Genomic DNA, 22,283 nt, shown 5'->3' on the forward strand with positions numbered 1-22,283 from the left:
TCGACGATGCGAGGAGGTCGGTGGAGATGGTCCTCGCGTTGTGGGTGGGCGGCCTGGTCGTCGTACTGGTGGCGGTGGGTCTGTTCGTCTTCGGCCTCCGCAGGCGGCTGATCCAGCGCTCGGGCGGCACCTTCGACTGCAGCCTGCGCTGGGACATCCCGGCGGAGCCGGACCCGTCCGGCAAGGGGTGGGTGTACGGGGTCGCCCGCTACAGCGGTGACCGCGTCGACTGGTTCCGGGTCTTCTCCTACTCGCCGCGCCCCCGACGGGGCCTGGAGCGTTCCGCCATCGAGGTGGTCGCCCGCCGGCTGCCCGAGGGCGAGGAGGAGCTGGCGCTCCTGTCCGACTCCGTCGTGCTCGGCTGTCTCCACAGGGGGGCCCGCCTGGAGCTGGCGATGAGCGAGGACGCCCTGACGGGCTTCCTCGCCTGGCTGGAGGCGGCCCCGCCCGGCCAGCGGGTGAACGTGGCTTAGAAGCGGGCCTCCCGTCGGCACGGGCCCTCCTCCGGACATTCTCCGGGGGAGGGCCCGTGCCGTTTCCCCGGCAGGTCCGGTCGGAGCGGGTCCCCACCGGAGCCGGCGGGGAGTCCCCGGCCGGTCCGGCGCGGTACCCGAGGGCCGGCCGGGGCGGGACCGGGCCGGGCGGAGAGCGACAAGGCGGGACCGGGCGGGGCCGGACACACGAAAACCGGGGAGACAGGGGGCGGTCCTGTCTCCCCGGCGCTTTTCGGGGGGTGGCGGCTTCGTGCGGGGTTAGTTGAGGCCGCTGTCCATCGCGCTCACGAGCTCACCGTTCGCGGTGTCACCGCTGAACTCCCAGAAGAACGCTCCGCCCAGGCCCTGGCTGTTCGCCCAGGCCATCTTGGACGTGATCGTCGCCGGGGTGTCGTAGCTCCACCAGTTGGTGCCGCAGTGCGCGTAGGCGGTGCCGGCGATGGTGCCGGTGGCGGGGCAGGTGTTCTTGAGGACCTTGTAGTCCTCGATGCCCGCCTCGTACGTGCCCGGGGCGGCCCCGGTCGCCGTGCCGCCGGGCGCTGCCTGGGTGACGCCGGTCCAGCCGCGGCCGTAGAAGCCGATGCCGAGCAGCAGCTTCTTCGCCGGGACGCCCTTCGCCTTCAGCTTGGCGATGGCGGCGGCGGAGTTGAAGCCGTCCTGCGGGATGCCGTTGTACGAGTTCAGCGGGGAGTGCGGTGCCGTCGGGCCCTTGGCCTCCCAGGCGCCGAAGAAGTCGTACGTCATCACGTTGTACCAGTCCATGGACTGGGCCGCGCCGGCGTAGTCCGCGGCGTCGATCTTGCCGCCGTCCGAGCCGTCCGCGGTGATCGCGGCGGTGACCAGGTTGTTCGAGCCGAACTTGGTGCGCAGCGCCGAGGAGAGGTTCTTCAGCGCGGCCGGGCCGCTGGTGTCACAGGTGAGACCGCAGGCGTTGGGGTACTCCCAGTCGATGTCGATGCCGTCGAAGACATCGGCCCAGCGGGGGTCCTCCACCAGCTTGTAGCAGGAGTCGGCGAAGGCGGCCGGGTTCTGCGCCGCAGCACCGAAGCCGCCGGACCAGGTCCAGCCACCGAAGGACCAGAGGACCTTGATGTGCGGGTACTTGGCCTTCAGCTTGCGCAGCTGGTTGAAGTTGCCGCGCAGCGGCTGGTCCCAGGTGTCGGCGACGCCGTCGACCGACTGGTCGGCGGTGTAGGCCTTGTCGTAGTCGGCGTAGGAGTCGCCGATGGTGCACTTGCCGCCCTGGACGTTGCCGAAGGCGTAGTTGATGTGCGTGATCTTCGCGGCGGAGCCCGAGGTCACCAGGTTCTTCACGTGGTAGTTGCGCCCGTAGACGCCCCAGTTGGTGAAGTAGCCCAGGTTGACCTTGTCACCCGTGCCGGGGCCCGGGTCGGTGGTGCCGGTGGTGCGCACGGCCACCGAGGCGCTGACCGGACCGGTCTGGTCGGCGGTGTCGCGGGCCTGCACCGTGTAGGAGTAGTCGGTGCCCTTGGTGAGGCCGCTGTCGGTGTACGTCGTCGTGGTGACCGTCGCGACCTTGGCGCCGTCGCGCAGGACGTCGTAGTTCTTGATGCCCTTGTCGTCCGTGGCGGCGGTCCAGCTGATCTTCGCCGAGGTGTCCGTCACGTTGCTCGCGGTCGGGGTGCCGGGCTTGGACGGGGCGGTGTCACCGGGGACGGTGGGGCCGCCGTCGCAGGACGCGCCGTTCAGCTTGCATCCGGAGGGCGAGCCGCCCCCGGTGCCGTTGAAGCCGAAACTGATGCTGGCGCCGGGGGAGACCGAGCCGTTCCAGCTGAGGTTCTTGGCGGTCCAGTGGGTTCCGGAGCTGGTGACCGAGGCGTCCCAGGCGGAGCCGACCGCGGTGCCGGAGGGGAAGTCCCACTCGATGGTCCAGGACGAGAGGGCGGTGGTGCCGGTGTTCTTGACCGTCCACTGGCCCTCGAAGCCGGTGCCCCAGTCGGACTTCTTCACGTAGGTGGCGGTCGCGGAGGCGGCGGCCTCGGCGGGAGAGGCCAGGCCGACCATCGCGGCGAGGGGGAGCAGGAGTGCGGTGAGACCCGCGACCGTCCTGGATCTCGTGGCTGGTCCGGTTCCGCGTCTCCATCCGAGTCGGGTCCGGCGTAGGGGGTTGTCAGTGCTCAACGGTGCTCCTCGGGTGAGGTCCGGCAAACGGGGATCAAACCCTGCGTCGCCCTGAGCCCGCTTTGTCATGGCGTACTCACCGCAGCGTGTTCGGTGAGATTAGGAAGGTCTGGACCAATCGTCAAGAGGTCCAGACCAAAGATCCCTGCCGGGAGTCAGATACCCAACTCCTGCGCGAGTACTGCCGCTTGCACCCTGCTGCGCAGCTCCAGCTTCCCGAGGAGCCTGCTGACGTGCGTCTTCACCGTCGCCTCGGCCATCGAGAGGTGCACCGCGATCTCCGCGTTCGACATCCCCTGGCCGAGACAGCCCAGCACCTCGCGCTCCCGTCGGGTCAGCGCGTCGAGCGCCTCGGGAGCGCGTCCGCCCGTCCTGGGGGCGGGGGAGGTGCCGGCGAACTCCTCGATCAGCCGCCGCGTCACCGCGGGGGCGATCATGCCCTCGCCGCGCGCCACCGTGCGTACCGCTTCGAGCAGGTCCCCGGCGTCGGTGTTCTTCAGCAGGAACCCCGAGGCACCCGCGCGCAGCGCCCCGAAGACGTACTCGTCCAGATCGAAGGTCGTCAGCACCAGCACGTCCGCCAGCCGCTCGCCCACGACCTGCCGCGTCGCCGACACCCCGTCGAGCCGGGGCATCTGCACATCCATCAGCACCAGGTCGGGCCGCAGCTCACGGGCCAGGCGCACGGCCTCCTCCCCGTCGGCGGCCTCGCCCACGACCTCGATGTCCCGCGCACTGCGCAGGATCAGCACCAGTCCCGCGCGCACGGCCGACTGGTCCTCCGCCACCAGCACCCGGATCGTCATGCCCCGTACGCCCCTTCCGCGACGGGCAGTCCGGCCCGTACCCGCCAGGTCTTCCCGTCGTCGCCCCGGGGCTCCGGCCCCGCCTCGAACGTCCCGCCCAGCAGCGCCACCCGTTCCCGCATGCCCACCAGACCGGCCCCCGAGCCGGGTGCGCGCGGACCCGGGCGGTCACCCAGCACGCTGCTCACCTCGACCAGGAGCGCCTCGCGCGAGCGCCTCAGCCGAACGGTCACCGGACCCGGTGCCGCGTGTTTCAGCGCGTTCGTCAGCGACTCCTGCACGATGCGGTACGCCGCCAGCTCCACCGGCGCCGGCAGCGGACCCGCGGCCTCGCAGTCGTCGTCCAGGGTGACGGTCAGTCCGCTGGAGGCGGAGTTCGCGCCGGCCTGTCCGACGAGCGCGTCCAAGGAGGCGAGCGTGGGTGCCGCACTGGGGGGCCCGGCCGCGCCGCTCTCCCGCAGGAGTCCGATCAGCCGGCGCATCTCGGCGAGCCCGTCGACACTGTTCCTCCTGATCACACCCAGCGCGTCGCGCGAGGTTCCGGGCTCGTCGATGGAGAGCGCGGCCGTGGAGTGGATGGCGATGGCGGAGAGGTGGTTGGCGACCAGGTCGTGCAGCTCGCGGGCCATCCGGGAACGCTCGGCGGTCACCGCCTGGACCCGGTCCATCTCGGCCAGCAGCGCGGTCTGGTCGGCACGCAGCCGGGCCGATTCGGCGGCGTCCCGGTGGTTGCGCACACTGACGCCTGTCAGCGCCGGCCCGAAGCTGAGCAGGCCGGTGACGATGCCGATGAGCAGCGCGTCCGCGGACGGGATCCAGGCGATGAAGCCGGCCGTCACCGCCACCGTGACGAGCAGGGTCGTCACGGGGATCCGGCGGGCCGCGGCCGGGGTCCCGTACAGCACGGCGGCGTAGACGAGGTCGGTGAACATCAGCAGGGTCGCCAGACTGCCCACGGTGAACTGGTCGGCGACCAGCGCGAGTGTGCCGACGGCCAGCGCGGTCTGCGGGGCGCTGCGCCGCAGCAGCTCCAGGGCCGAGATCACCGCGAGCGGCAGGAGCGAGACCCAGGGGGCTTCGAAGAGCCGCCCGTTCTGGACGTGGATGCCGACCAGCCAGAGGAACAGCCCGCCGGAGAGTCCGACGGACGCGAGGATCACGTCGTCGCGGTGCGGGCGCGCGATTGAGAACACCCTCCCATCCAACACGGCGGCGCGGCGCCCCGCGTCGGTACGCGGAGGGAGAGGCGACTACACCGAAGGATGCAGCCGCCTTTCCTCATTCCCGACGACGACCGGGCGCCGTACGGAAGGGAGCCTGGGAGGGACAGGAAGGAGAGGTGCCGTGATCGTCACGCTGATCGTGCTCTGCGAGGTCGGCTTCTGGGTCCTGCTGGCCGCCGGACTCGCCCTGCGGTACGTCGCGAGGAAGCCCCGGATCGGCGCGGCCGTGCTGCTGTGCGAGCCGCTGCTGGAGGTCGTCCTCCTGGTGGTGACCGCCATCGACCTGAAGAACGGCGCCGCCCCGGACTGGAAGCACGGTCTGGCCGCCGTCTACATCGGATTCACCGTGGGACTCGGCCACTCGACCATCACCTGGGTCGACGCCAGGGTCGCCCACCGCTTCGCGGGCGGCCCGCCACCGGTGAAGCCCCCGAAGTACGGGATGGCGCGGGCCGCCCACGAGTGGCGCACCGCCGCCCGGTGGGTCCTGGCGGCCGTGACCGCCCTGGCCCTGCTGGAGACGGCGGTCCTGTACGTCGGCGGGGACGGGGACACCGGCTCGCTGCGGATGTGGCAGCGGACGATGCTCTGGGTGATCGGGATCAACCTGGTCATCGCCGGGTCCTACACGCTCTTCCCCAAGCGGGGGCCGAAGGACCGGGTCGGCGCCGGCGGCTGATTCAGCGCTCGCCGCCCGGCACCCACAGCACGTCCCCGACCTCCTTGTTCGCCGTCCTGGCGAGGATGAACAGGAGGTCGGAGAGGCGGTTGAGGTAGGTCGCCGTCAGGGCGTTCATGACCTCACCGTGCACCTCCAGCGCCGCCCAGGTGGACCGCTCCGCCCGGCGGACGACCGTGCAGGCCTGGTGCAGCAGGGCCGCCCCCGGGGTGCCGCCCGGAAGGATGAAGCTGCGGAGCTTCTCCAGCTCCTCCAGGAAGGTGTCGCAGTCCGACTCCAGCTTGTCGATGTAGGACTGCTCCACCCGCAGCGGCGGGTACTCCGGGTTCTCCACCACCGGGGTGCAGAGGTCCGCGCCCACGTCGAACAGGTCGTTCTGCACACGGACGAGGACCTTCACGACGTCCTCGGAGAGATTCCCCAGCGCGACGGCCGTACCGATGACGGCGTTGGCCTCGTTGGCGTCGGCGTAGGCCGAGATCCGCAGATCGGTCTTGGCGGTCCGGCTCATGTCGCCGAGGGCGGTGGTGCCCTTGTCGCCGGTACGGGTGTAGATGCGCGTCAGATTGACCATGGGGCCAGCGTAGTTACGCTCCGGCCCTGCGGAAGACCCGCGTGCCGGCCGTCACAGCCAGAAGAGCGAACGCGAGGGCCACCAGGACCCCGTACAGCATGTGCGCCGTGGCGTACGAGCCGACGTACGCGTCCCGCACCGCGTCCACCAGGTAGCGGAACGGCGTGAAGTGCGACAGCACGTCCAGCCACGCGGGGCCGAGCGTCATCGGCAGCATCAGGCCGGACAGCAGCATGGCCGGCATGGTGAGCGAGTTGATCACCGGCCCGAACTCCTGCGGCGTACGCACCTTCATGGCCAGTGCGTACGACAGCGAGGCCAGGGAGACCGTGAGCAGGCCCACGAAGGCGAAGCCGATGAGCACCCCGGGGAGCGGAGCCCGCAACCCCATCGCCAGGGCCGCGAGTACCAGCAGCACGGCCTGGAACATGAACAGCAGGGCGTCCCGCAGGACCCGTCCCAGCAGCAGCGCCAGCCGGCTGACGGGGGTCACGCGCATGCGGTCCACCACTCCCGTCGACTTCTCGATGATGACCGAGAAGCCCGCGAAGGAGGCTCCGAACAGGCCCAGTTGGAGCAGCAGTCCGGGGACCAGCACCTGCCAGGAGTCGCCCCGCGAGCCGAGCGGGAGTCCCGTCAGGAGCGGGCCGAAGAAGAGCAGGTACAGCAGCGGCATCAGGATTCCGAAGAGGATCTGGAACCGCGAGCGCAGGGTCTGGCGGACGTACCGGCCGAAGATCAGTGAGGTGTCGTGGAGAAGCATCGGGGTCCTAGACGGTGACGGGGGCGGCCTCGGCGGCGGCCGGGGTGCGCCCGGTGATCGCGAGGAAGGTGTCGTGCAGTGAGGCGTCCGGCGAGCCGGCGTGTGCGGCCTTCAGCGCGGCCGGTGTGCCCTCGGCGACGACCAGGCCGCCGTCGATGACGACCAGCCGGTCCGCGAGGGCGTCCGCCTCGTCGAGGTGGTGGGTGGTGAGCACGACCGTCGTGCCGAAGTCGTCCCGCAGCCCCCGGACCAGGTCCCACAGGTCCTCCCGGCTGCCCGGGTCGAGTCCGGTGGTCGGCTCGTCGAGGAGGAGCAGGGGTGGGCGGTGGGTGAGGCCCATCGCGATGTCGAGGCGGCGGCGCTGCCCGCCGGAGAGCGCGGCCGTCCTGCGGTCGAGCAGGCCTCCGAGGCCGAGGCGCCCGGCCAGGCCGGCCGCGCGCGCGACCGCCTCGGCCTTGCCGAGCCGGTACAGCCGCCCCTGGGTGACGAGCTCCTCCCGCACGGTGACGTGCGGATCCACCCCGCCGGACTGGGCGACGTAACCGCACCTCTCGCGGACCCCCGCGGGGTCCGCCGTCAGGTCGCGGCCGGCGACGGTGGCCGCGCCGCCGGTGGGGGCCAGCAAGGTGGTGAGCATCCGCAGCGTGGTGGTCTTGCCCGCGCCGTTGGGTCCGAGGAGGCCGACGATCTCGCCGGGCATGACGGTCAGGTCGACCGAGCGCACGGCGTGGACCGGCCCGGCCTTGGTGGTGAAGGTCCGGGCGAGGCCGGACGCGCTGATGATGGGCATGGCTCCACAAAAACAGAGTCATTTAAAAATTGCAATGACCCCAAAATTACAGAGACCCCATCAGCTGCGTAGGATGGCGCCATGACCGAGGGGCTCAGGGAGCGGAAGAAGCGTCGGACGAGGCAGCACCTGTCGGACGTGGCCACCGGGCTCTTCGTGGAGCGGGGCTTCGACGCGGTCACGATCGCCGAGATCGCCCAGGCCGCGGACGTCTCGGTGAACACGGTCTACAACTACTTCCCGGCCAAGGAGGACCTCTTCCTGGACCGCGGCAGCGGCATCGTCGACCGGCTCTCGCGCTACGTCCGGGGCCGCGACGTGGGGGAGTCCGCCGCCGGCGCCGTCCTGCGTGAGCTGCGCATCCAGGTGGAGGGCGTCTCGCCCACGGTCGGCCTCATGGAGGGATACGCGGCCTTCATGAGGGTCATCGAGGGCGCCGACACCCTCAAGGCCCGCCTCTGGCACATCCAGCAGGAGGCCCAGCTCCACCTGGAGGCCACCATGCGGGCGGAGTCCGGAGCGGACCCCGGCGACCCGGTCCCGGATCTGGTGGCCGGTCAGCTCTCCTGGGTGCACAGCACCCTGATGGCGTACATCGGCGCCGAGATGGTGGCGGGCCGCACACCGGACGAGGTCTCCCGCGACGCGCTCGCCCTGCTCGACGGCGTGGAGGACCTCCTCGGCGAGAAGGTGCTCAACTACGCACGACGCGCCGCCGCGTGACGCCGGCCGGTGTGATGTCCGTCATGTGAGACGTGACGCGCATCTCTTCACGGCCTCAGGGCCCCTCACGGGTACTAATCTCCGCCGGAGAGATGCGAACGACCGAGAATGCATAGGGGTGCGAATCGTGGCCAGGAAGCTCGCCGTCATCGGCGCCGGACTCATGGGGTCCGGTATCGCGCAGGTATCGGCCCAGGCGGGCTGGGACGTGGTGCTGCGTGATGTCACCGACGGGGCCCTGGCCCGTGGGCGCGGCGGCATCGAGGCCAGCTACGGCAAGTTCGTGGCCAAGGGCAAGCTGGAGGCGGCGGACGCCGAGGCCGCGCTCGCCCGGATCACCACGACCACCGACCTCGACGCCGTGGCCGACGCGGACGTGGTCGTCGAGGCCGTCTTCGAGAAGCTCGAGGTCAAGCACGAGATCTTCCGCGCGCTCGACAAGATCGTGCGGGAGGACGCCGTCCTCGCCTCCAACACCTCCGCCATCCCGATCACCAAGATCGCGGCCGTGAGCGAGCGCCCGGAGCGCGTCGTCGGCGTGCACTTCTTCTCACCGGTCCCGATGATGCAGCTCTGCGAGCTGGTGCGCGGCTACAAGACCAGCGACGAAACCCTCGCCACCGCGCGGGAGTTCGCCGAGTCCGTGGGCAAGACCTGCATCGTCGTCAACCGCGACGTCGCGGGCTTCGTCACCACCCGACTGATCTCGGCGCTGGTCGTCGAGGCGGCCAGGCTCTACGAGTCGGGCGTCGCCTCGGCCGAGGACATCGACACCGCGTGCAAGCTGGGCTTCGGCCACGCCATGGGCCCGCTCGCCACGGCCGACATGACCGGGGTGGACATCCTCCTGCACGCCACGGGCAACATCTACGCCGAGTCCCAGGACGAGAAGTTCGCCGCCCCGGAGCTGATGCGCCGGATGGTCGACGCAGGTGACATCGGCCGCAAGAGCGGGCAGGGCTTCTACAGCTACTGATCGACCACCGGGCCCCCGGGCCCCTCGGCCTGCCGCCGCGCGGACCGGGGGAACCGGGATCCCGCGCCGTCAGGCGCACGGATCCGGCGGGCACGGCCGGTCCGCTTTCACCCCTCGGGGTGAATTCGGTATCGGTTCGCTTACAGACGGCAACTTCCCTGTCGCCGCAGCAGTCAGTTGTGGCAGAGGAAGAAAGAGAAACAGACAGACCGACCTTGCTACGGGGTATATCCGGGGAGCGCATATGCACATCAGGGGCGACCACGCCGAGCTGGTCGTCGGGGGCCGCCTCGACGTCCGAAGCGCGGCGGACGCCCGTACGGTTCTGCACTCGGCCGTCGACGACGGAGCCGGCGACCTCGTGCTGAACCTGACCGAGCTGGACTCCTGGGACGCCACCGGCCTCGGCGTCATCATGGGCGCGCACCGCAGAGCCGGCCGGGCCGGCCGGCGGCTCGTCCTGCGCGGTGTGCCGCCGCAGATGCAGCGCCTGCTGGTGGCGACCAGACTGCACAGGATCCTGGCCATCGAGGGCGGGATCGCCGCGGACTCCCTGCCACGCGTCTGAGGGGCCGGCGTTCAGCGGGCCGTCGGCGATCCCTGCACAATCCTCACGAGAACGTGATGTCTCAGGCGGCGCGGCCCCCCGCCGGTTCGTAGATACTGTGCGAAGGTTTAGGGTTCGGCCGTCCGCCGATCGACGAGGACCCACTGGCGGACACCGGACCGGAAGCGACAGCGGGGCGTGCGAGGCCGGAGGGGGCAACCACGCACTGCGCGTCTTGGGGGTTTTGACGATGGACCCGACGAACCGGGGACCGGAAGAGTACGGCCACGGAAATGACCGGTCCGGTGACGACGGCGGGCGCAGACGGCAGTCCCGCGATCCTCTGACGCCCGACTTCGGACACCAGACACCGCAGCAGTCGCGGACCGTACAGCTGATATCGGGCGACTTCCTGCTCACCGTCAATCCGGTCGACGGCAGCGAGATCGAGCCCTGCAGACCGGGGGAGCGGCCCGAAGCGCCCGTGCGGCACACCGCCGCCCAGCGCGTGGAGCGCGAGCGCGCCGCCGCGCCGCCCGTCCCCCCGGGGCCGCCCGCCCCGCAGATGCCCCTCCTCGAGCGCCAGGACGAGCGCGAGCGGCTGGTACGGCTCCTGGCCCGAGGGCGTTCGGTGTGCCTCACCGGACCCGCGGGGTCGGGCCGCACGGCCCTCCTGGACGCCGTGGCCGCCGACTGCGCCGGCCTGGCACCGGACGGCGTCGTACGGCTCTCCGGTCACAAGCGGACCGCCGGCGAGCTGCTCCACGGGCTCTTCGAGGCCGTGTACCGCTCGCCGCTGCACCGCCCCGACCGCGAGGGCCTGCTCGCCCTCGTCCACGGCATCGGCGCCGTGGTCCTCGTCGACGACCTGGAGCTCGGCGGGGCCGCGCTCCAGGAGCTGCTCGACGCCACCCCCGAGTGCGCGTTCCTCCTCGCCACGACCCCGGACGTGACCGCGCCCGCGGCCGAGGCGAACCTCGAGGAGGTCCTCCTCGCCGGGCTCGGCCGCAGCGCCTCGATCGAGCTCATGGAACACGTCGTGGAGCGCCCGCTCACCGAGGAGGAGGCGAACTGGGCGGGAGACCTCTGGTTCGAGTCCGAAGGGCTGCCGCTGCGCTTCGTCCAGGCCGGAGCACTGCTGCGCCAGCGCGACGACCGGCGCACCGGCCAGGAGACGTCCGACGGATTCGACGACGACCCCGACGACACACCCTTCGGCCGGTCCGAGCCGGCCGATTTCCCGCTGCCCAGCCTCGGTGAGGGCGCGGCGCCGGCCGCCCTGCTCGCCTCCCGCCTGAGCGAGGCGGCCAGGGAGACCCTGCGCTTCGCCGTCGCGCTCGGCGGCGAGGTGCCCCACCAGGCCCATCTGCCGGCCCTCGTGGGGGACACCCACGCCGATGCCGCGCTGGGAGAGCTCGCCGGCAGCGGCCTGCTCTCCCCGGCGGGCCCCCGCTACCGGCTGGCGGCAGGTGTCCTGACCCAGCTGGAGGCGAGCGGGTACGACGAGAGAGCGGACGCGCACGCCCGCAGCGCGGCCCAGCACTTCGCCTGGTGGGCGGGGCACTCCTCCGTCACCCCGGAGCGCGCGGTCGCCGAGGCGGACGCCGTTCTCGCCTCGATGGCCCGCCTCGTCCCCGGCGAGGCTCCGGGACAGGCCAGCGTGGCCGTCCTGCTGGCCCGCAGTGCCGCTCCCGCCTTCGCGGCGGGGATGCACTGGGGTGCCTGGGAGAAGAGCCTGAGGACCGGCCAGGAGGCCGCACGGATCGCCGGCGAGGTCGCGGAAGAAGCGTACTTCCACCACGAGTTGGGTGTCCTCGCGCTCTGCGCCGGCCAGCTGGACCGGGCCAGGGCCGAGCTGGAGGCCTCCATCGGCATGCGCGGGGCGCTCGCCGACAAGCCCGGTGCGGTGGCGGGGCGCCGGGCGCTGGCCCTCGTCGCGGACCGCTCCGGCGAACCCGTCCTCGGCATCCCGGCGGGCGAGGAGGTGCCGGCCCCGCGTCACGACGAGTCGGCCTCGCCTCCCGCAGGCACCCCGTCGGCCGCCCCCCTCTTCCCCCGGGTCAAGGACACCTCCGCGACCCTCGTCACCCGCCAGGGACCACCGCCCGCGCGGATGACCGCCGGGCGTCCGGGACTGCTCCGGGGGGCCCGGCGCAACCTCGTCGCCGTGGGCGCGGGCGCGCTGCTGGCGGCGGTCCTCGGCACGGTGGTCACCCTGGGCGCCACCTCGGGGAGCGGCGAGGACCCGGAGGGGCAGAACGTCACCACCGAGCAGTCGGCGAGCGAGGACGACAGCGAGAACGGTCTCCCCGCGGACGAGCCGGCCGACGACGGAGCCGGCGAGGGCACCGCCGGGGGAGGGTCCGAGTCGCCCGGCCCGACCGGCACCGCCGGCCCGTCCACGAGCGGTACGCCGTCCCCGGGCACCTCCGGCCCCGGCACGAGCCCGTCGGGCACCCCGTCGAGCAGCAGCCCGAGCGACCGGCCCACGGACGACGGCCCGTCACCGACGAAGAAGCCGACGAAGACCCCGACCACCGCGCCGACGGAGACCCCGACGACCCCGCCGGCCACACCCTCCACCGAGCCGACTCCCACGGAGACCCCGACGGAGACCCCGACCGAGCCGGAGACCTCCAACTCCGCGAGCGGCCCCGCGGAGACCGTCACCGCGTCGGCCACCCAGGACGGACCCGCCTCGCCATCGCCCACGACGGCCTGAACGCACGGACGCCGTACGGGCCCGGTCCACGGGCCCGTACGGCGTGACGGAGACAGCAGCGCCGACGGTCAGAACAGCCGCAGCTTGTCGTCCTCGATGCCGCGCATCGCGTCGTAGTCGAGGACCAGGCAGCCGATCCCGCGGTCCGTCGCCAGCACCCGTGCCTGCGGCTTGATCTCCTGTGCGGCGAACACGCCCCGCACCGGTGCCAGATGCGGATCGCGGTTGAGCAGCTCCAGATAGCGGGTCAGCTGCTCCACACCGTCGATGTCACCCCGCCGCTTCAGCTCCACGGCCACCGTCGCGCCGTCGGCGTCCCGGCAGAGGATGTCGACCGGGCCGATCGCGGTCGGGTACTCACGGCGGATCAGGGTGTAGCCCTCGCCGATCGTCTCGATCCGGTCCGCGAGCAGCTCCTGGAGGTGCGCCTCCACGCCGTCCTTGATCAGCCCCGGGTCGACACCCAGTTCGTGGGACGAGTCGTGGAGGATCTCCTCCATCGTGATGATCAGTTTCTCGCCCGCTTTGTTCACCACGGTCCAGACGCCCTCGTTCTCGTCGGCGCCCTCCTTCAGGGTGCACGGCGGGGACATCCAGTTGAGCGGTTTGTACGCCCGGTCGTCGGCGTGGATCGAGACGCTGCCGTCCGCCTTCACCAGGATCAGACGGGGGGCGGAGGGCAGGTGGGCGGTGAGCCGGCCCGCGTAGTCCACGGAGCAACGGGCGATGACGAGACGCATGGTCGGCAACGCTACTCGACGACCGGTGGTCCACGCGATTCCCGCCCTCCTCGCCCGGTACGGCCCTTGACGTATGCCGATCGGGCTTGCCCCTCTTTGCGACCGTTCGTTATTGGCCGGTTGTGTTCCCAATCTCCTGGTGCGGCCCGGACTGCGCCCTTACCGTGGAAGCAGGAGGTCGCCGCCTGTGTACGCAGCGTCGCCGCCCCGCCTTGCCCGTAAGGCCCCGGCCACCCGTCGGGGCCGCGAGAGGAGAACCCATGTCGCTCGACGTCTCACCGGCGCTGTTGGAACAGGCCGAGCGAGGCGAGGTCGACGAAGCCGACTTCGTCGACTGCGTCCGGACCTCCCTGCCCTACGCATGGGAGATGATCAGCTCGCTGGTGGCCCAGCTGAAGGTCGACGGCGGAGAGTTCGCCGACAACCAGACGCCCCCGCCGGACGAGCAGGCACGTGGTCAGCTGCTGCGTGCGCTCGCGAGTGATGCGATACGCGGCGCGCTGCAGCGGCACTTCGGAGTGCGCCTGGCATTCCAGAACTGTCACCGCATAGCCGTATTCCCGCTGGACGCCTCGGTCGACGAGCGGCTGGCCCGATTCACCTCGGTGAGAGGCCAGTTGCTCAACCAGTCGCCCGAACTTCGGGACTGCTGAACGCTTCTGCTGCCGCTCCGGGCCGCGGGAGGTGCAACTGGCTCCGGGGCGGCAGCCCCCGCACCACCGCACCACCAGCGAGAACGGCTCACTCCAGCAACGGCAGCACTTCCGTGCCCAGCCGCTGCACATTCGTCTCCGTCGCCGCGAGATCGCCCGACCCCTCGACCATGAGGGCGAAGCGGGTGATGCCCGTGCGCTCCGCCGTGGCCGCCAGCCGGTCCGCGGCGAACCGTGGAGGGCCCACCGGATGCAGGCCGCAGAGGAACTCCGTGTACGCGACGGGGTCGCGCATCACCCGGTGCCGTCCGTCGACGGTCACATGGGCGTCGAGCCCCTGCCGCAGCCATCCCGGCATCGCCTTCACGAGCGTCTCGACGGCGTCGGCGGGACGGTCGGCGATCTGGGCCACCCCCGCGGACACATGTGCTACCCGCTCCACGACCTCCGCCGGCTGGCCGGCCTCCCGGGCCGCCGAACGCCAGAGGGTGACCATGTCGGCCTTCTCCTCGTCGCCGCAATGCATTCCGAGGAGCATCGGCAAACCCTTTCCAGCGGCGAGTTTCACGCTTTTCGGGGACGTGCACGCGACGACCACCTCAGGACCCGACGGACCGTTCCCGAGGAGCTCGTCGGCCCGGGGCACCACGGCCACCTCGCGGAAGCCGAAACGCTCCCCGCGCCCTGCCACCCGGGGCTTGCCGAGCCAGTCCAGCAGGAGGTCCAGCGCCTCGGGGAAGCCCTTCTCGTACGCCTCCAGCCCGCCGCCGAACACCTCCAGGTCGACCCAGGGCCCGCCGCGCCCCACCCCGAGGGTGAAGCGGCCGCCGCTGGTCAGGTGCAGCAGCGCGGCCTGCTCGCCGAGCATGACCGGGTGCTGGCTCGGCAGCACGCTCACCGCCGTGCCCACCCGGATCCTTCGGGTGCGGCCGAGCAGCAGAGCGGCCAGTGTCGTGGCGGACGGGCAGACCCCGTACGGCACGAAATGGTGTTCCGCCAGCCAGACGGAATCGAGTCCGGACTCCTCCGCCACCTCCGCGGAGCGGACGGCCCGGTGCAGGGCCTCACCCTGCCCCTGGCCCGGAAACTGAGCTGCCAGTACGAACGTTCCTACGCGCATCGCCTTCTGCCTCCTCACGGCCGACGCGGCTGTCCCCCCACTGGCAACAACGTCTGACACGTGCCAAAGGCACGGTCCACGGCGAAGTTGTTGCGATTTTCCGGTAACCCACCCGCCCCACCGCCGCTCTCACGTCACTCCCGACACCTGCCCGCTGCCGATGCCTCTAGGCTGGACGGAACAATCTGCCCGTACCGCCGCCCCGTGAGGTGTCACGTGTCCCCGCGCCGCAACCGCCCCCGAGGCGGCGAGAGCCCCACCGGCAACGCACCCGACGCGGGGTCGCGGTACGGCGGGGGCGGTGACACGGAGAGCTGGCAGGGCGAGGAGTGGTCGGTGCGCCCGGTGAGTGGCGCGAGCGCGGCCGGCAAGCGCTACCGCTGCCCGGGCTGCGACCAGGAGATCCCGTCCGGTGTCCCGCACCTCGTCGCCTGGCCCGAGTTCGGCGGGATCGACGACCGCAGGCACTGGCACAAGGCCTGCTGGAACGCGAAGGACCGCCGCACCACACGGGTGCAGCGGTCCAGGAACGCTCCGCGGTACTGAGCGGCCGGCTCACACGTCCCGGCGGTCCAGCGACGCCAGGGCGGCGGCCATGACCACCGCGGTCACGCCGAGAATGATCCACAGCGGTTCCCAGCCGGTCGGCCCGGACGTGGTGACCGACGCGTCGTACATCGCGCCGAGCTGGTTGGGGATCGAGTACTCGAAGAGCGCCTGCTGCACGGAGGAGAGCGTCGGCGAGAACATGAACATCGCGAGGACCAGCGGGAGCAACACCACCGCGATCATGATCGTGATGGCGCCCGCCGAGTGCCGGACGATCGTGCCGAGCGCGAGCGAGAGCAGCCCGAGCGTCGCGACGTAGAGGCCGACCCCCACCGTGGAGCGCACCCAGGCGGCCCCGTCGGCCGTGGCGCCGTCCAGCATGGCCGTCTGCAGGACACCGACGACCCCGGCGGTCACCGTGGTGATCGTGAAGGCGAGCAGGAAGAAGACGACCGACTTCGCGATCAGCATCCGTGCCCGGCTCGGGCACGCGGTCAGCGTCGTACGGATCATTCCGGTGCCGTACTCGGACGCGATGGTCAGCACGCCGAGGGTCATCACACAGATCGAGCCCAGCAGCACGCCGAAGAAACCGAGGCTGAGGACGGGGGTCCCGTCGAGGTTCGCGTCCGACACGCTCACGGCGAACGCGGTGAGCAGACCGATGCCGACCAGCAGCACGATCATCACGCCCAGTGTCCACATCGTGGAGCGCACGGAGCGGATCTTCGTCCACTCGGAGGCGATCGCGTCACCGAGGCCGGGGGTGCGCACCGGGATCGGCGAGGAGTACAGGCCCGACTGCCCGCCCCAGCCCTGCTGCGGCTGGTGGTGCGGGGGCTGCTGGTGCGCCTGCGTCTGCGGGGGCGGCGGAGGCATCGTCATCGGGAGTCCTCGCTGGTCTTGCGCTCGGTGCGGTCCACGGGTGCGGGTGCGGGTGCGTCGGCGTACGGGTTCTGTCCCGGGGGCGGCGGGGCGTACCAGCCCTGCTGCGGGACCTCGGAGGGCGGCTGCGGCGCGTAGCCGGGCTGCCCGGGGGCCGCCTCGTAGCCGGGCTCTCCGTAGCCGGGCGGCGGCAGCTGGAGCCCCGCCTTGGCGTCCGCCGTCGAGCGGTAGTCCACGGCGCCCTGCGTCATCCGCATGTACGCCTCCTCCAGGGAGGCCTGGTGCGGCGAGAGCTCCCACAGCCGGACGTCCGACTCGTGCGCCAGGTCGCTGATCCGGGGCAGCCCGAGCCCGGTGACGCGCAGCGCGCCGTCCGGCTCCGGCATGACCCGGCCGCCCGCCTCCGTCAGCGAGGCCGTCAGCTTCTCCCGCACTTCAGGGCCGTCGGCCGCCACCCGTACACGGGCGAAGTCGGCGGAGTTGGCCGAGATGAAGTCGGTGACGCTCATGTCGGAGAGCAGCTGTCCGCGGCCGATCACGATCAGATGATCGGCGGTCAGCGCCATCTCGCTCATCAGGTGGCTGGAGACGAAGACCGTGCGCCCCTCGGAGGCCAGCTGCTTCATCAGGTTGCGGACCCAGAGGATGCCCTCGGGGTCCAGCCCGTTGACCGGCTCGTCGAAGAGCAGCACCTGCGGGTCGCCGAGGAGCGCCGCCGCGATGCCGAGCCGCTGGCCCATGCCGAGGGAGAAGCCCTTGGACCGCTTCCTCGCGACGTCCTGCAGTCCGACGACGCCCAGGACCTCGTCCACCCGCGCCGCCGGGATGCCGGCGAGCTGAGCCAGGCACAGGAGGTGGTTGCGGGCGCTGCGCCCGCCGTGCACGGCCTTCGCGTCGAGCAGCGCCCCCACCTGGCGCGGTGCGTTGGGAAGGCTCCGGAAGGCGTGCCCGCCGATCGTCACGTGACCCGACGTCGGCCGGTCCAGGCCGAGCATCATGCGCATGGTGGTGGACTTGCCCGACCCGTTGGGACCGAGGAACCCCGTGACGGCACCGGGCCGCACCTGGAAGGAAAGGTTGTGCACGGCCGTCTTCGCGCCGTAGCGCTTGGTCAGGCCGACTGCCTCGATCATTCTCCAGCCCCATCGACTTATCTGTCGTCGGGGCCCAGGCCTCAGGCCGCACGCCCCCCGTAAGAGTTAGGAGGATAACCAGCCCCGGGCGGTTCCGGCCAAGCCGTCGTCCGGAGCGTCGCCGTGCCAAGGGCCGCTCAGGCGTCCCGCTTCTTCAGTACGAGGTAGCCGCCGATCAGGGCCGCCGCCACCCACAGCACCATGATCCCGAGCCCCGCCCAGGGCCCGTACGGTGCCGGGTCGCTGTTCAGGGCGTCCGGGACCACCTGCATGATCTTGGAGCCGGCCTGGTCGGGGAAGTAGCGGGCCACGCTCTTGGCGCCGGGGACCGCCGAGAGGATCTGCGAGACGAGGAAGAAGAACGGCATCAGGATGCCGAGCGACAGCATGGAACTGCGCAGCATCGTGGCCACGGCCATGGAGAAGACCGCGATCAGGCCCATGTAGATGCCGCCGCCGAAGACCGCGCGCAGCACGTTCTCCGCGCCGATGTCCGTGCCGCGGTCTCCGAGCATCGCCTGGCTGAGGAAGAAGGTCACGAAGCTGGTGGCGAGCCCGACCAGCAGGGCGAGGACACCCGCCACCGCGATCTTGCTGAAGAGGAACGACCCGCGCTGCGGCACGGCCGCCAGCGAGGTGCGGATCATCCCGGAGCTGTACTCCGTACCCACGACCAGGACACCGAAGACGACCATCGCCAGCTGTCCGAGGACCATCCCGGAGAAGCTCACGAACGTCGGGTCGAAGGTGGCCTGCTCGGCGGCGGAGAGATCGTCGAACTGGCTGTTGAGCAGGGCGCTCAGCGCCGCGCCCATGGCGACGGTGACGACGAACGCGCAGATCAGCGTCCAGGTGGTCGAGGAGACCGTACGGATCTTGGTCCACTCGGAATTCAGGACCGCGGGTACCGATGCCATCGCCGTCACACCTCCTTCGCGCCGTCGCCGGCCGCCCGGCCGGCGGTCTGCTGCTGGTTCCATCCGTCGCCCCAGTGCGGGCCCACCGGCGGTGGCGGGGCGCCGTCGCGATCGGAGTGGGCGTGGTACTCCACGGAGCCCGCGGTCATCTGCATGAAGGCCTCCTCCAGCGAGGCCCGCTGGGAACTGAGCTCGTGCAGGACGATCCCGTGGTGGCCGGCGAGCTCGCCGAGCCGCTCGGGGGCCTCGCCGTCGATCTCCAGCGTGCCGTTGCCCGACTCGACGGCGACGACCCCCTCCGCGTGCAGCAGATCGCGCAGGCGCTCCTGCTCCGGGGAGCGCATCCGCACGAAGCTGCGGGAGTTCTCGTGGATGAAGTCGGCCATCGACGTGTCCGCCAGCAGCTTCCCCTGCCCGATGACGATCAGATGATCGGCTGTCAGGGCCATTTCACTCATGAGGTGCGAGGAGACGAAGATCGTCCGGCCTTCCGCCGCGAGGGTCTTCATCAGATTCCGGATCCAGTGAATTCCCTCCGGGTCCAGACCGTTGACGGGTTCGTCGAACATCAGGATCTCGGGGTCGCCGAGGAGCGCCGCCGCGATTCCCAGCCGCTGCCCCATGCCGAGGGAGAAACCCTTGGACTTCTTCTTCGCCACCGCGCTCAGACCGACCGTGTCGAGCACGTGGGAGACCCGGCTCGCCGGGATGCGGTTGCTCTGGGCGAGGCAGAGGAGGTTGTTGTACGCGCTGCGGCCGCCGTGCATCGACTTCGCGTCGAGCAGCGCCCCGATGTGCTTCAGCGGCTCCTGGAGCTCGCGGTAGTGACGGCCGTCGATGCGCACCGTGCCGCTGGTCGGGTTGTCGAGGTCGAGCATCATCCGCATCGTCGTGGACTTGCCCGCCCCGTTCGGGCCGAGGAACCCCGTCACCATGCCGGGCCTGACTTGGCATGAGAGATGGTCGACGGCAACCTTGTTGCCGAAGCGTTTGGTGAGGCCGTCGAGCTCGATCATGCGTTCACGCTAGAACGGCCGCGCGCCCGGCGCCACCACAAAGGCGAAACCGGGCGCGCAAAAGGTACTGCTGAGGTACGTGCCGTGGGTCAGCGGGTCTGCTGGGCGGGGACCCCGCGGGTGGCGGAATCGTCCTCGACCGGGGAGCCGGCGGCGGCGACCGCGGCGCCCGTCAGCGTCGCCAGCATCTCGCGGACGTTGGTCAGCTGGGCGTTGATCGAGTCGCGGCGGTTGGTGAGCGCCGCCAGCTCGCGCTCCGACTCGCTGCGGATCCGGTCGGCCTTGGCGTTCGCGTCCGCCACGATGTCCTCGGCCTGGCGCTGGGCCGTCTCCACCGTCTGGCGGGCCCGGCGCTCGGCGTCCGTACGGAGCTTCTCGGCCTCCAGACGGAGCTGCTCCGCGCGGTGCTCGATCTCGGCGAGGCGCTTCTCGGCCTTCGCCTGACGGGACGCGAGGTCGCGCTCCGACTGCTCACGGCGCTTGGCGAGGTTCGTCTCGAAGTCCGCGGCGGCCTGGGCGGCCTTGGCGCGGGTCTCCTCGAAGAGGGCGTCCGCCTCCTCGCGCTTCTGCTGGGCGTCCTTCTGGGCGTCGGAGCGGAGCGTGCTCGCCTCGCCCTTCGCCTTCTCGACGATACGGACGCCCTCGTCCTCGGCCTTCGACTTGCGCTCGGCGGCGAACGTCTCCGCGTCGTTGCGCACCTGCTGGGCGGCCGACTCGGCCAGCTCGCGGTGCTGCTCGGCCGCGCGGCGGGCCTCCTCGCGCAGGTCCTTCGCCTCCTCCTCGGCGAGGCGGAGGATCTTCTCGACGCGCGCACCGAGACCGGCGTACGACGGCTCGGCGTCGTTGACCTGGGCCTGGGCGTTCTGCGTCTCGAGGTGGAGCTCCTCGATGCGCTTTTCCAGAGAGGTGATACGGGCAAGAGCACTGTCACGGTCGGCGACGAGTTTGGTAATGCGGTCGTCCACCTGACCGCGGTCGTATCCACGTCGCACGAGCTCGAAGCCGAAGGGGGAGGAAGGGTCGCTCATGGGGTTCCTGTCGAATGAGACCGGTGAGGTGTTAGAGGGAATCCTAGGGGCCTGGGCGGCGTGTCAACGTGAAGATGCCGCTTTGGTATGGAGAATGACACCCCTTTTGAGTGGCTGACCTCCGGAGTGCTTGCGACCCGAAGGCTTGAATGTTCATGGCGAAGTACGTGACCGGCTACCCGTCCGACGCCTTGCCACCCGACCGGGTACCCGCCGTGGCACCGGCCTTGACGCCCCCGGCGCCACCGCCCGACGCCTTGCCCGTCCCACCCGGGGCCTCGAAAGACTCCAACGCCTCGAGGACGTCCTGGACACGGGAGATCTCCGTATTGATGTCCTCGCGCCGTCGCACGAGCAGGTCCAGCTCCCGGCGGCCCTCGTCGACCATCTGCTCGGCCTCGGCCTCGGCGTCCGCGCGCAGCTTCTCGGCCACGCGGGTCAGTTCGGCCTTCTTGGTCTCGGCCTCCTTGAGGAGGGACTCAGCGCGCTTCACAGCGGCGATGCGGACCTTGCTCGCCTCCGAATTCGCGTCCGAGAGCAGCTCCTTGGCCTTGGCCTCGGCCTCCGCCCGCTGTTCCGTCGCCGCCTTCATCAGCTTGTCGACGCGCTCGCCGGCCGTCTTCATCTGCTCGGACGTCTCGCGCCGGGCGCGCTCGTGCAGCTCCTCGATCTCGCCCTCGATCCGGGTCCGGAGCTCCTCCGCGCGCTCCCGGGTGGCGGTGGCGTCCCGGCGGGCGCCGACGAGCAGCTCGTCCGCGTCCGCACGGGCCCGCTCCACCAGGGAGTTGCCCTCGACCGTGGCCTCGGAGGTGATCCGCACCGCCTCGTTGCGCGCGGCGCCGACCATGCGGTCGGACTGCTCCTCGGACTCGGTGGCGGCGCGCAGCGCCTCCTCCTGGGCCTTGTTGACGAGCTGGTCGGCCTGTTCGGCCGCGTCCGCACGGCGCTTCGCCGCAGCCTCGCGCGCCTCGTCAAGCAGCCGGTCCGCCTCCTGGCGGGCCTCGGCGCGCACCTGCTCCGCGGCGGACTCGGCGTCGGCGCGCAGCCGCTCCGACTCCTCGCGGGTGCGGGCCGCGTGCTCCTGGGCCGAGCTCACGGTCTGCGCCGCCTCCGCGCGCAGCCGCTCGGCCTCGTCGGCCGCCTCGCCGACGAGGCGCTCCGACTGCTCGGCCGCCTCGCTACGGATCCGCTCGCTCTCACCCGTCGCCTCGGCCATGAGCCGGTCGGCCTGCCCCGCCGCCTCGGAACGGATCCGGTTGGCGTCCTCCCGGGCCTCGCCGCGGGCGCGGGACGCGTCCTGCTCCGCCGAGGCCAGGGCGTCCGACGCCTCCGTGCGGATCCGCTGGCTGTACTCGGAGGTGTCCGAGCGCAGCTTCTCCGACTCGGTGATGGCCTCGGAGACCGTCCGCTCGGCCAGGGTCTTCGCGGCCTCGGACTCCTCGTGCGCGACCTGGCGGATCCGGTTGGCGTCCTCGGTGGCCCGCTCGCGCTCGGCATAGGCGTCGGAGCGGACCCGGTCGGCCTCCTCCTGCGCCTCGGTCCGCGTCCGCTCCGCCGAGTGCTCGGCGGCCGAGCGCAGCCCGGTGATCTCCTCCTCGGCCTGCTCCTGCAGCCCCGCGACGGAGTCCCGCACCTGCTGGGCGGTCTGCTCGGCGGCGGAGACCAACTCGGACGCCCTGCTCTCCGCCTCCTCGACCAGCCGCTGGGCCTCGGCCTGGGCCTCCTCGACCCGCTTGCGGGCGGAGGCGAGGAGCTCCTCGCTCTGCTCGCGGGCGCGCTCGCGCTCCTGCTCAGCCTCGGCGC

The 22,283-nt window shown here is 71.4% G+C and carries 21 protein-coding genes and 1 pseudogene; 8 read left to right on the forward strand and 14 right to left on the reverse strand.

All coding sequences use genetic code 11. The features are described 5' to 3' along the window. Positions 1 to 26: 26 nt before the first annotated feature. Positions 27 to 473, forward strand: coding sequence for a DUF2550 domain-containing protein (locus tag B9S57_RS10990; RefSeq protein WP_103515353.1), 447 nt, complete (start codon positions 27 to 29; stop codon positions 471 to 473). 279 nt (positions 474 to 752) lie between these two features. Here the strand turns inward: B9S57_RS10990 and B9S57_RS10995 are convergent, their stop codons facing one another. The 3 genes from B9S57_RS10995 to B9S57_RS11005 all read right to left on the reverse strand — a co-directional run bounded on the left by B9S57_RS10995 (position 753) and on the right by B9S57_RS11005 (position 4,635). Continuing rightward, positions 753 to 2,636, reverse strand: coding sequence for a glycoside hydrolase family 18 chitinase (locus tag B9S57_RS10995; protein ID WP_103515354.1), 1,884 nt, complete (start codon positions 2,634 to 2,636; stop codon positions 753 to 755). A gap of 155 nt (positions 2,637 to 2,791) precedes the next feature. Beyond that, on the reverse strand, positions 2,792 to 3,442 hold the full coding sequence (locus tag B9S57_RS11000) for a response regulator transcription factor (protein WP_103515355.1): 651 nt from the start codon (positions 3,440 to 3,442) through the stop codon (positions 2,792 to 2,794). Further along, positions 3,439 to 4,635 carry a sensor histidine kinase gene (locus B9S57_RS11005; RefSeq protein WP_103515356.1) on the reverse strand — a complete coding sequence of 399 codons (1,197 nt, stop codon included), beginning with the start codon at positions 4,633 to 4,635 and terminating at the stop codon, positions 3,439 to 3,441. The genes B9S57_RS11000 and B9S57_RS11005 overlap by 4 nt, the downstream gene beginning before the upstream one ends. Positions 4,636 to 4,786: 151 nt before the next feature. Between B9S57_RS11005 and B9S57_RS11010 the strand changes: the two genes are divergently transcribed. Next, positions 4,787 to 5,344 carry a hypothetical protein gene (locus B9S57_RS11010; RefSeq protein ID WP_103515357.1) on the forward strand — a complete coding sequence of 186 codons (558 nt, stop codon included), beginning with the start codon at positions 4,787 to 4,789 and terminating at the stop codon, positions 5,342 to 5,344. 1 nt (position 5,345) lies between these two features. Here the strand turns inward: B9S57_RS11010 and B9S57_RS11015 are convergent, their stop codons facing one another. Genes B9S57_RS11015 through B9S57_RS11025 form a run of 3 tightly spaced genes read right to left on the reverse strand, consistent with a single transcriptional unit; the run spans position 5,346 to position 7,471 of the window. Further along, complete coding sequence (locus B9S57_RS11015) at positions 5,346 to 5,918, reverse strand: cob(I)yrinic acid a,c-diamide adenosyltransferase (protein WP_103515358.1); 573 nt, start codon at positions 5,916 to 5,918, stop codon at positions 5,346 to 5,348. Between the two features lie 13 nt (positions 5,919 to 5,931). After that, the gene (locus tag B9S57_RS11020; protein ID WP_103515359.1) at positions 5,932 to 6,681 is read right to left on the reverse strand and encodes an ABC transporter permease; all 750 of its coding nucleotides are present in this window, start codon (positions 6,679 to 6,681) and stop codon (positions 5,932 to 5,934) included. A gap of 7 nt (positions 6,682 to 6,688) precedes the next feature. Next, positions 6,689 to 7,471 carry an ABC transporter ATP-binding protein gene (locus B9S57_RS11025; RefSeq protein ID WP_103515360.1) on the reverse strand — a complete coding sequence of 261 codons (783 nt, stop codon included), beginning with the start codon at positions 7,469 to 7,471 and terminating at the stop codon, positions 6,689 to 6,691. Positions 7,472 to 7,552: 81 nt separating this feature from the next. Here B9S57_RS11025 and B9S57_RS11030 point away from each other — a divergent pair, with 81 nt between their 5' ends. From B9S57_RS11030 to B9S57_RS11045, 4 genes are all read left to right on the forward strand, one after another. Further along, complete coding sequence (locus B9S57_RS11030) at positions 7,553 to 8,194, forward strand: TetR/AcrR family transcriptional regulator (protein ID WP_103515361.1); 642 nt, start codon at positions 7,553 to 7,555, stop codon at positions 8,192 to 8,194. 127 nt (positions 8,195 to 8,321) lie between these two features. Beyond that, entirely contained in the window at positions 8,322 to 9,170 is an 849-nt protein-coding gene (locus tag B9S57_RS11035; RefSeq protein WP_103515372.1) for a 3-hydroxyacyl-CoA dehydrogenase family protein, read from the forward strand. 244 nt (positions 9,171 to 9,414) lie between these two features. After that, the gene (locus tag B9S57_RS11040; RefSeq protein WP_073745281.1) at positions 9,415 to 9,738 is read left to right on the forward strand and encodes an STAS domain-containing protein; all 324 of its coding nucleotides are present in this window, start codon (positions 9,415 to 9,417) and stop codon (positions 9,736 to 9,738) included. Between the two features lie 229 nt (positions 9,739 to 9,967). Next, on the forward strand, positions 9,968 to 12,439 hold the full coding sequence (locus B9S57_RS11045; protein WP_103515373.1) for an ATP-binding protein: 2,472 nt from the start codon (positions 9,968 to 9,970) through the stop codon (positions 12,437 to 12,439). A gap of 68 nt (positions 12,440 to 12,507) precedes the next feature. Here B9S57_RS11045 and nucS read toward each other — a convergent pair whose 3' ends face one another. Further along, positions 12,508 to 13,179, reverse strand: coding sequence for an endonuclease NucS (gene nucS / locus B9S57_RS11050; protein WP_014154036.1), 672 nt, complete (start codon positions 13,177 to 13,179; stop codon positions 12,508 to 12,510). Positions 13,180 to 13,439: 260 nt separating this feature from the next. On the opposite strand from nucS, the gene B9S57_RS11055 reads away from it, so the two are divergent. Beyond that, the gene (locus B9S57_RS11055; RefSeq protein WP_103515362.1) at positions 13,440 to 13,832 is read left to right on the forward strand and encodes an SCO5389 family protein; all 393 of its coding nucleotides are present in this window, start codon (positions 13,440 to 13,442) and stop codon (positions 13,830 to 13,832) included. Positions 13,833 to 13,920: 88 nt separating this feature from the next. Here the strand turns inward: B9S57_RS11055 and B9S57_RS11060 are convergent, their stop codons facing one another. Beyond that, the gene (locus tag B9S57_RS11060) at positions 13,921 to 14,952 is read right to left on the reverse strand and encodes an LLM class flavin-dependent oxidoreductase (protein WP_103515363.1); all 1,032 of its coding nucleotides are present in this window, start codon (positions 14,950 to 14,952) and stop codon (positions 13,921 to 13,923) included. 216 nt (positions 14,953 to 15,168) lie between these two features. On the opposite strand from B9S57_RS11060, the gene B9S57_RS11065 reads away from it, so the two are divergent. Beyond that, positions 15,169 to 15,498: an ATP/GTP-binding protein gene (locus tag B9S57_RS11065; RefSeq protein WP_103515364.1), complete on the forward strand. Its 330-nt coding sequence runs from the start codon at positions 15,169 to 15,171 to the stop codon at positions 15,496 to 15,498. Positions 15,499 to 15,507: 9 nt separating this feature from the next. Here B9S57_RS11065 and B9S57_RS11070 read toward each other — a convergent pair whose 3' ends face one another. The 6 genes and pseudogenes from B9S57_RS11070 to B9S57_RS11095 form a co-directional block, all read right to left on the reverse strand. Next, entirely contained in the window at positions 15,508 to 16,386 is an 879-nt protein-coding gene (locus tag B9S57_RS11070) for an ABC transporter permease subunit (RefSeq protein ID WP_103515365.1), read from the reverse strand. Next, positions 16,383 to 17,519 (reverse strand): ABC transporter ATP-binding protein, encoded by a 1,137-nt coding sequence (locus B9S57_RS11075; protein WP_103515366.1) that lies wholly within the window; start codon positions 17,517 to 17,519, stop codon positions 16,383 to 16,385. Before B9S57_RS11075 ends, B9S57_RS11070 begins: the two co-directional genes overlap by 4 nt. Positions 17,520 to 17,656: 137 nt before the next feature. Further along, a complete protein-coding gene (locus B9S57_RS11080; RefSeq protein WP_103515367.1) occupies positions 17,657 to 18,436 on the reverse strand; it encodes an ABC transporter permease subunit in 780 nt (259 codons plus the stop codon). A 5-nt stretch (positions 18,437 to 18,441) separates the two neighbouring features. Continuing rightward, positions 18,442 to 19,452 carry an ABC transporter ATP-binding protein gene (locus tag B9S57_RS11085; protein ID WP_103515368.1) on the reverse strand — a complete coding sequence of 337 codons (1,011 nt, stop codon included), beginning with the start codon at positions 19,450 to 19,452 and terminating at the stop codon, positions 18,442 to 18,444. Between the two features lie 89 nt (positions 19,453 to 19,541). Then, a complete protein-coding gene (locus B9S57_RS11090; RefSeq protein ID WP_103515369.1) occupies positions 19,542 to 20,480 on the reverse strand; it encodes a cellulose-binding protein in 939 nt (312 codons plus the stop codon). 175 nt (positions 20,481 to 20,655) lie between these two features. Beyond that, positions 20,656 to 22,283: pseudogene (locus B9S57_RS11095) on the reverse strand (hypothetical protein); the annotation flags it as partial.

This window comes from Streptomyces sp. SM10, assembly GCF_002910915.1.
Taxonomy (GTDB): domain Bacteria; phylum Actinomycetota; class Actinomycetes; order Streptomycetales; family Streptomycetaceae; genus Streptomyces.

Coding starts and splice junctions, on each gene's coding strand:
- B9S57_RS10990 (WP_103515353.1), top strand. CDS start 27: ATGGTCCTCGCGTTGTGGGTGGGCGGCCTGGTCGTCGTACTGGTGGCG.
- B9S57_RS11000 (WP_103515355.1), bottom strand. CDS start 3,442: ATGACGATCCGGGTGCTGGTGGCGGAGGACCAGTCGGCCGTGCGCGCG.
- B9S57_RS11015 (WP_103515358.1), bottom strand. CDS start 5,918: ATGGTCAATCTGACGCGCATCTACACCCGTACCGGCGACAAGGGCACC.
- B9S57_RS11020 (WP_103515359.1), bottom strand. CDS start 6,681: ATGCTTCTCCACGACACCTCACTGATCTTCGGCCGGTACGTCCGCCAG.
- B9S57_RS11025 (WP_103515360.1), bottom strand. CDS start 7,471: ATGCCCATCATCAGCGCGTCCGGCCTCGCCCGGACCTTCACCACCAAG.
- B9S57_RS11030 (WP_103515361.1), top strand. CDS start 7,553: ATGACCGAGGGGCTCAGGGAGCGGAAGAAGCGTCGGACGAGGCAGCAC.
- B9S57_RS11040 (WP_073745281.1), top strand. CDS start 9,415: ATGCACATCAGGGGCGACCACGCCGAGCTGGTCGTCGGGGGCCGCCTC.
- B9S57_RS11045 (WP_103515373.1), top strand. CDS start 9,968: ATGGACCCGACGAACCGGGGACCGGAAGAGTACGGCCACGGAAATGAC.
- nucS (WP_014154036.1), bottom strand. CDS start 13,179: ATGCGTCTCGTCATCGCCCGTTGCTCCGTGGACTACGCGGGCCGGCTC.
- B9S57_RS11055 (WP_103515362.1), top strand. CDS start 13,440: ATGTCGCTCGACGTCTCACCGGCGCTGTTGGAACAGGCCGAGCGAGGC.
- B9S57_RS11060 (WP_103515363.1), bottom strand. CDS start 14,952: ATGCGCGTAGGAACGTTCGTACTGGCAGCTCAGTTTCCGGGCCAGGGG.
- B9S57_RS11070 (WP_103515365.1), bottom strand. CDS start 16,386: ATGACGATGCCTCCGCCGCCCCCGCAGACGCAGGCGCACCAGCAGCCC.
- B9S57_RS11075 (WP_103515366.1), bottom strand. CDS start 17,519: ATGATCGAGGCAGTCGGCCTGACCAAGCGCTACGGCGCGAAGACGGCC.
- B9S57_RS11080 (WP_103515367.1), bottom strand. CDS start 18,436: ATGGCATCGGTACCCGCGGTCCTGAATTCCGAGTGGACCAAGATCCGT.
- B9S57_RS11085 (WP_103515368.1), bottom strand. CDS start 19,452: ATGATCGAGCTCGACGGCCTCACCAAACGCTTCGGCAACAAGGTTGCC.
- B9S57_RS11090 (WP_103515369.1), bottom strand. CDS start 20,480: ATGAGCGACCCTTCCTCCCCCTTCGGCTTCGAGCTCGTGCGACGTGGA.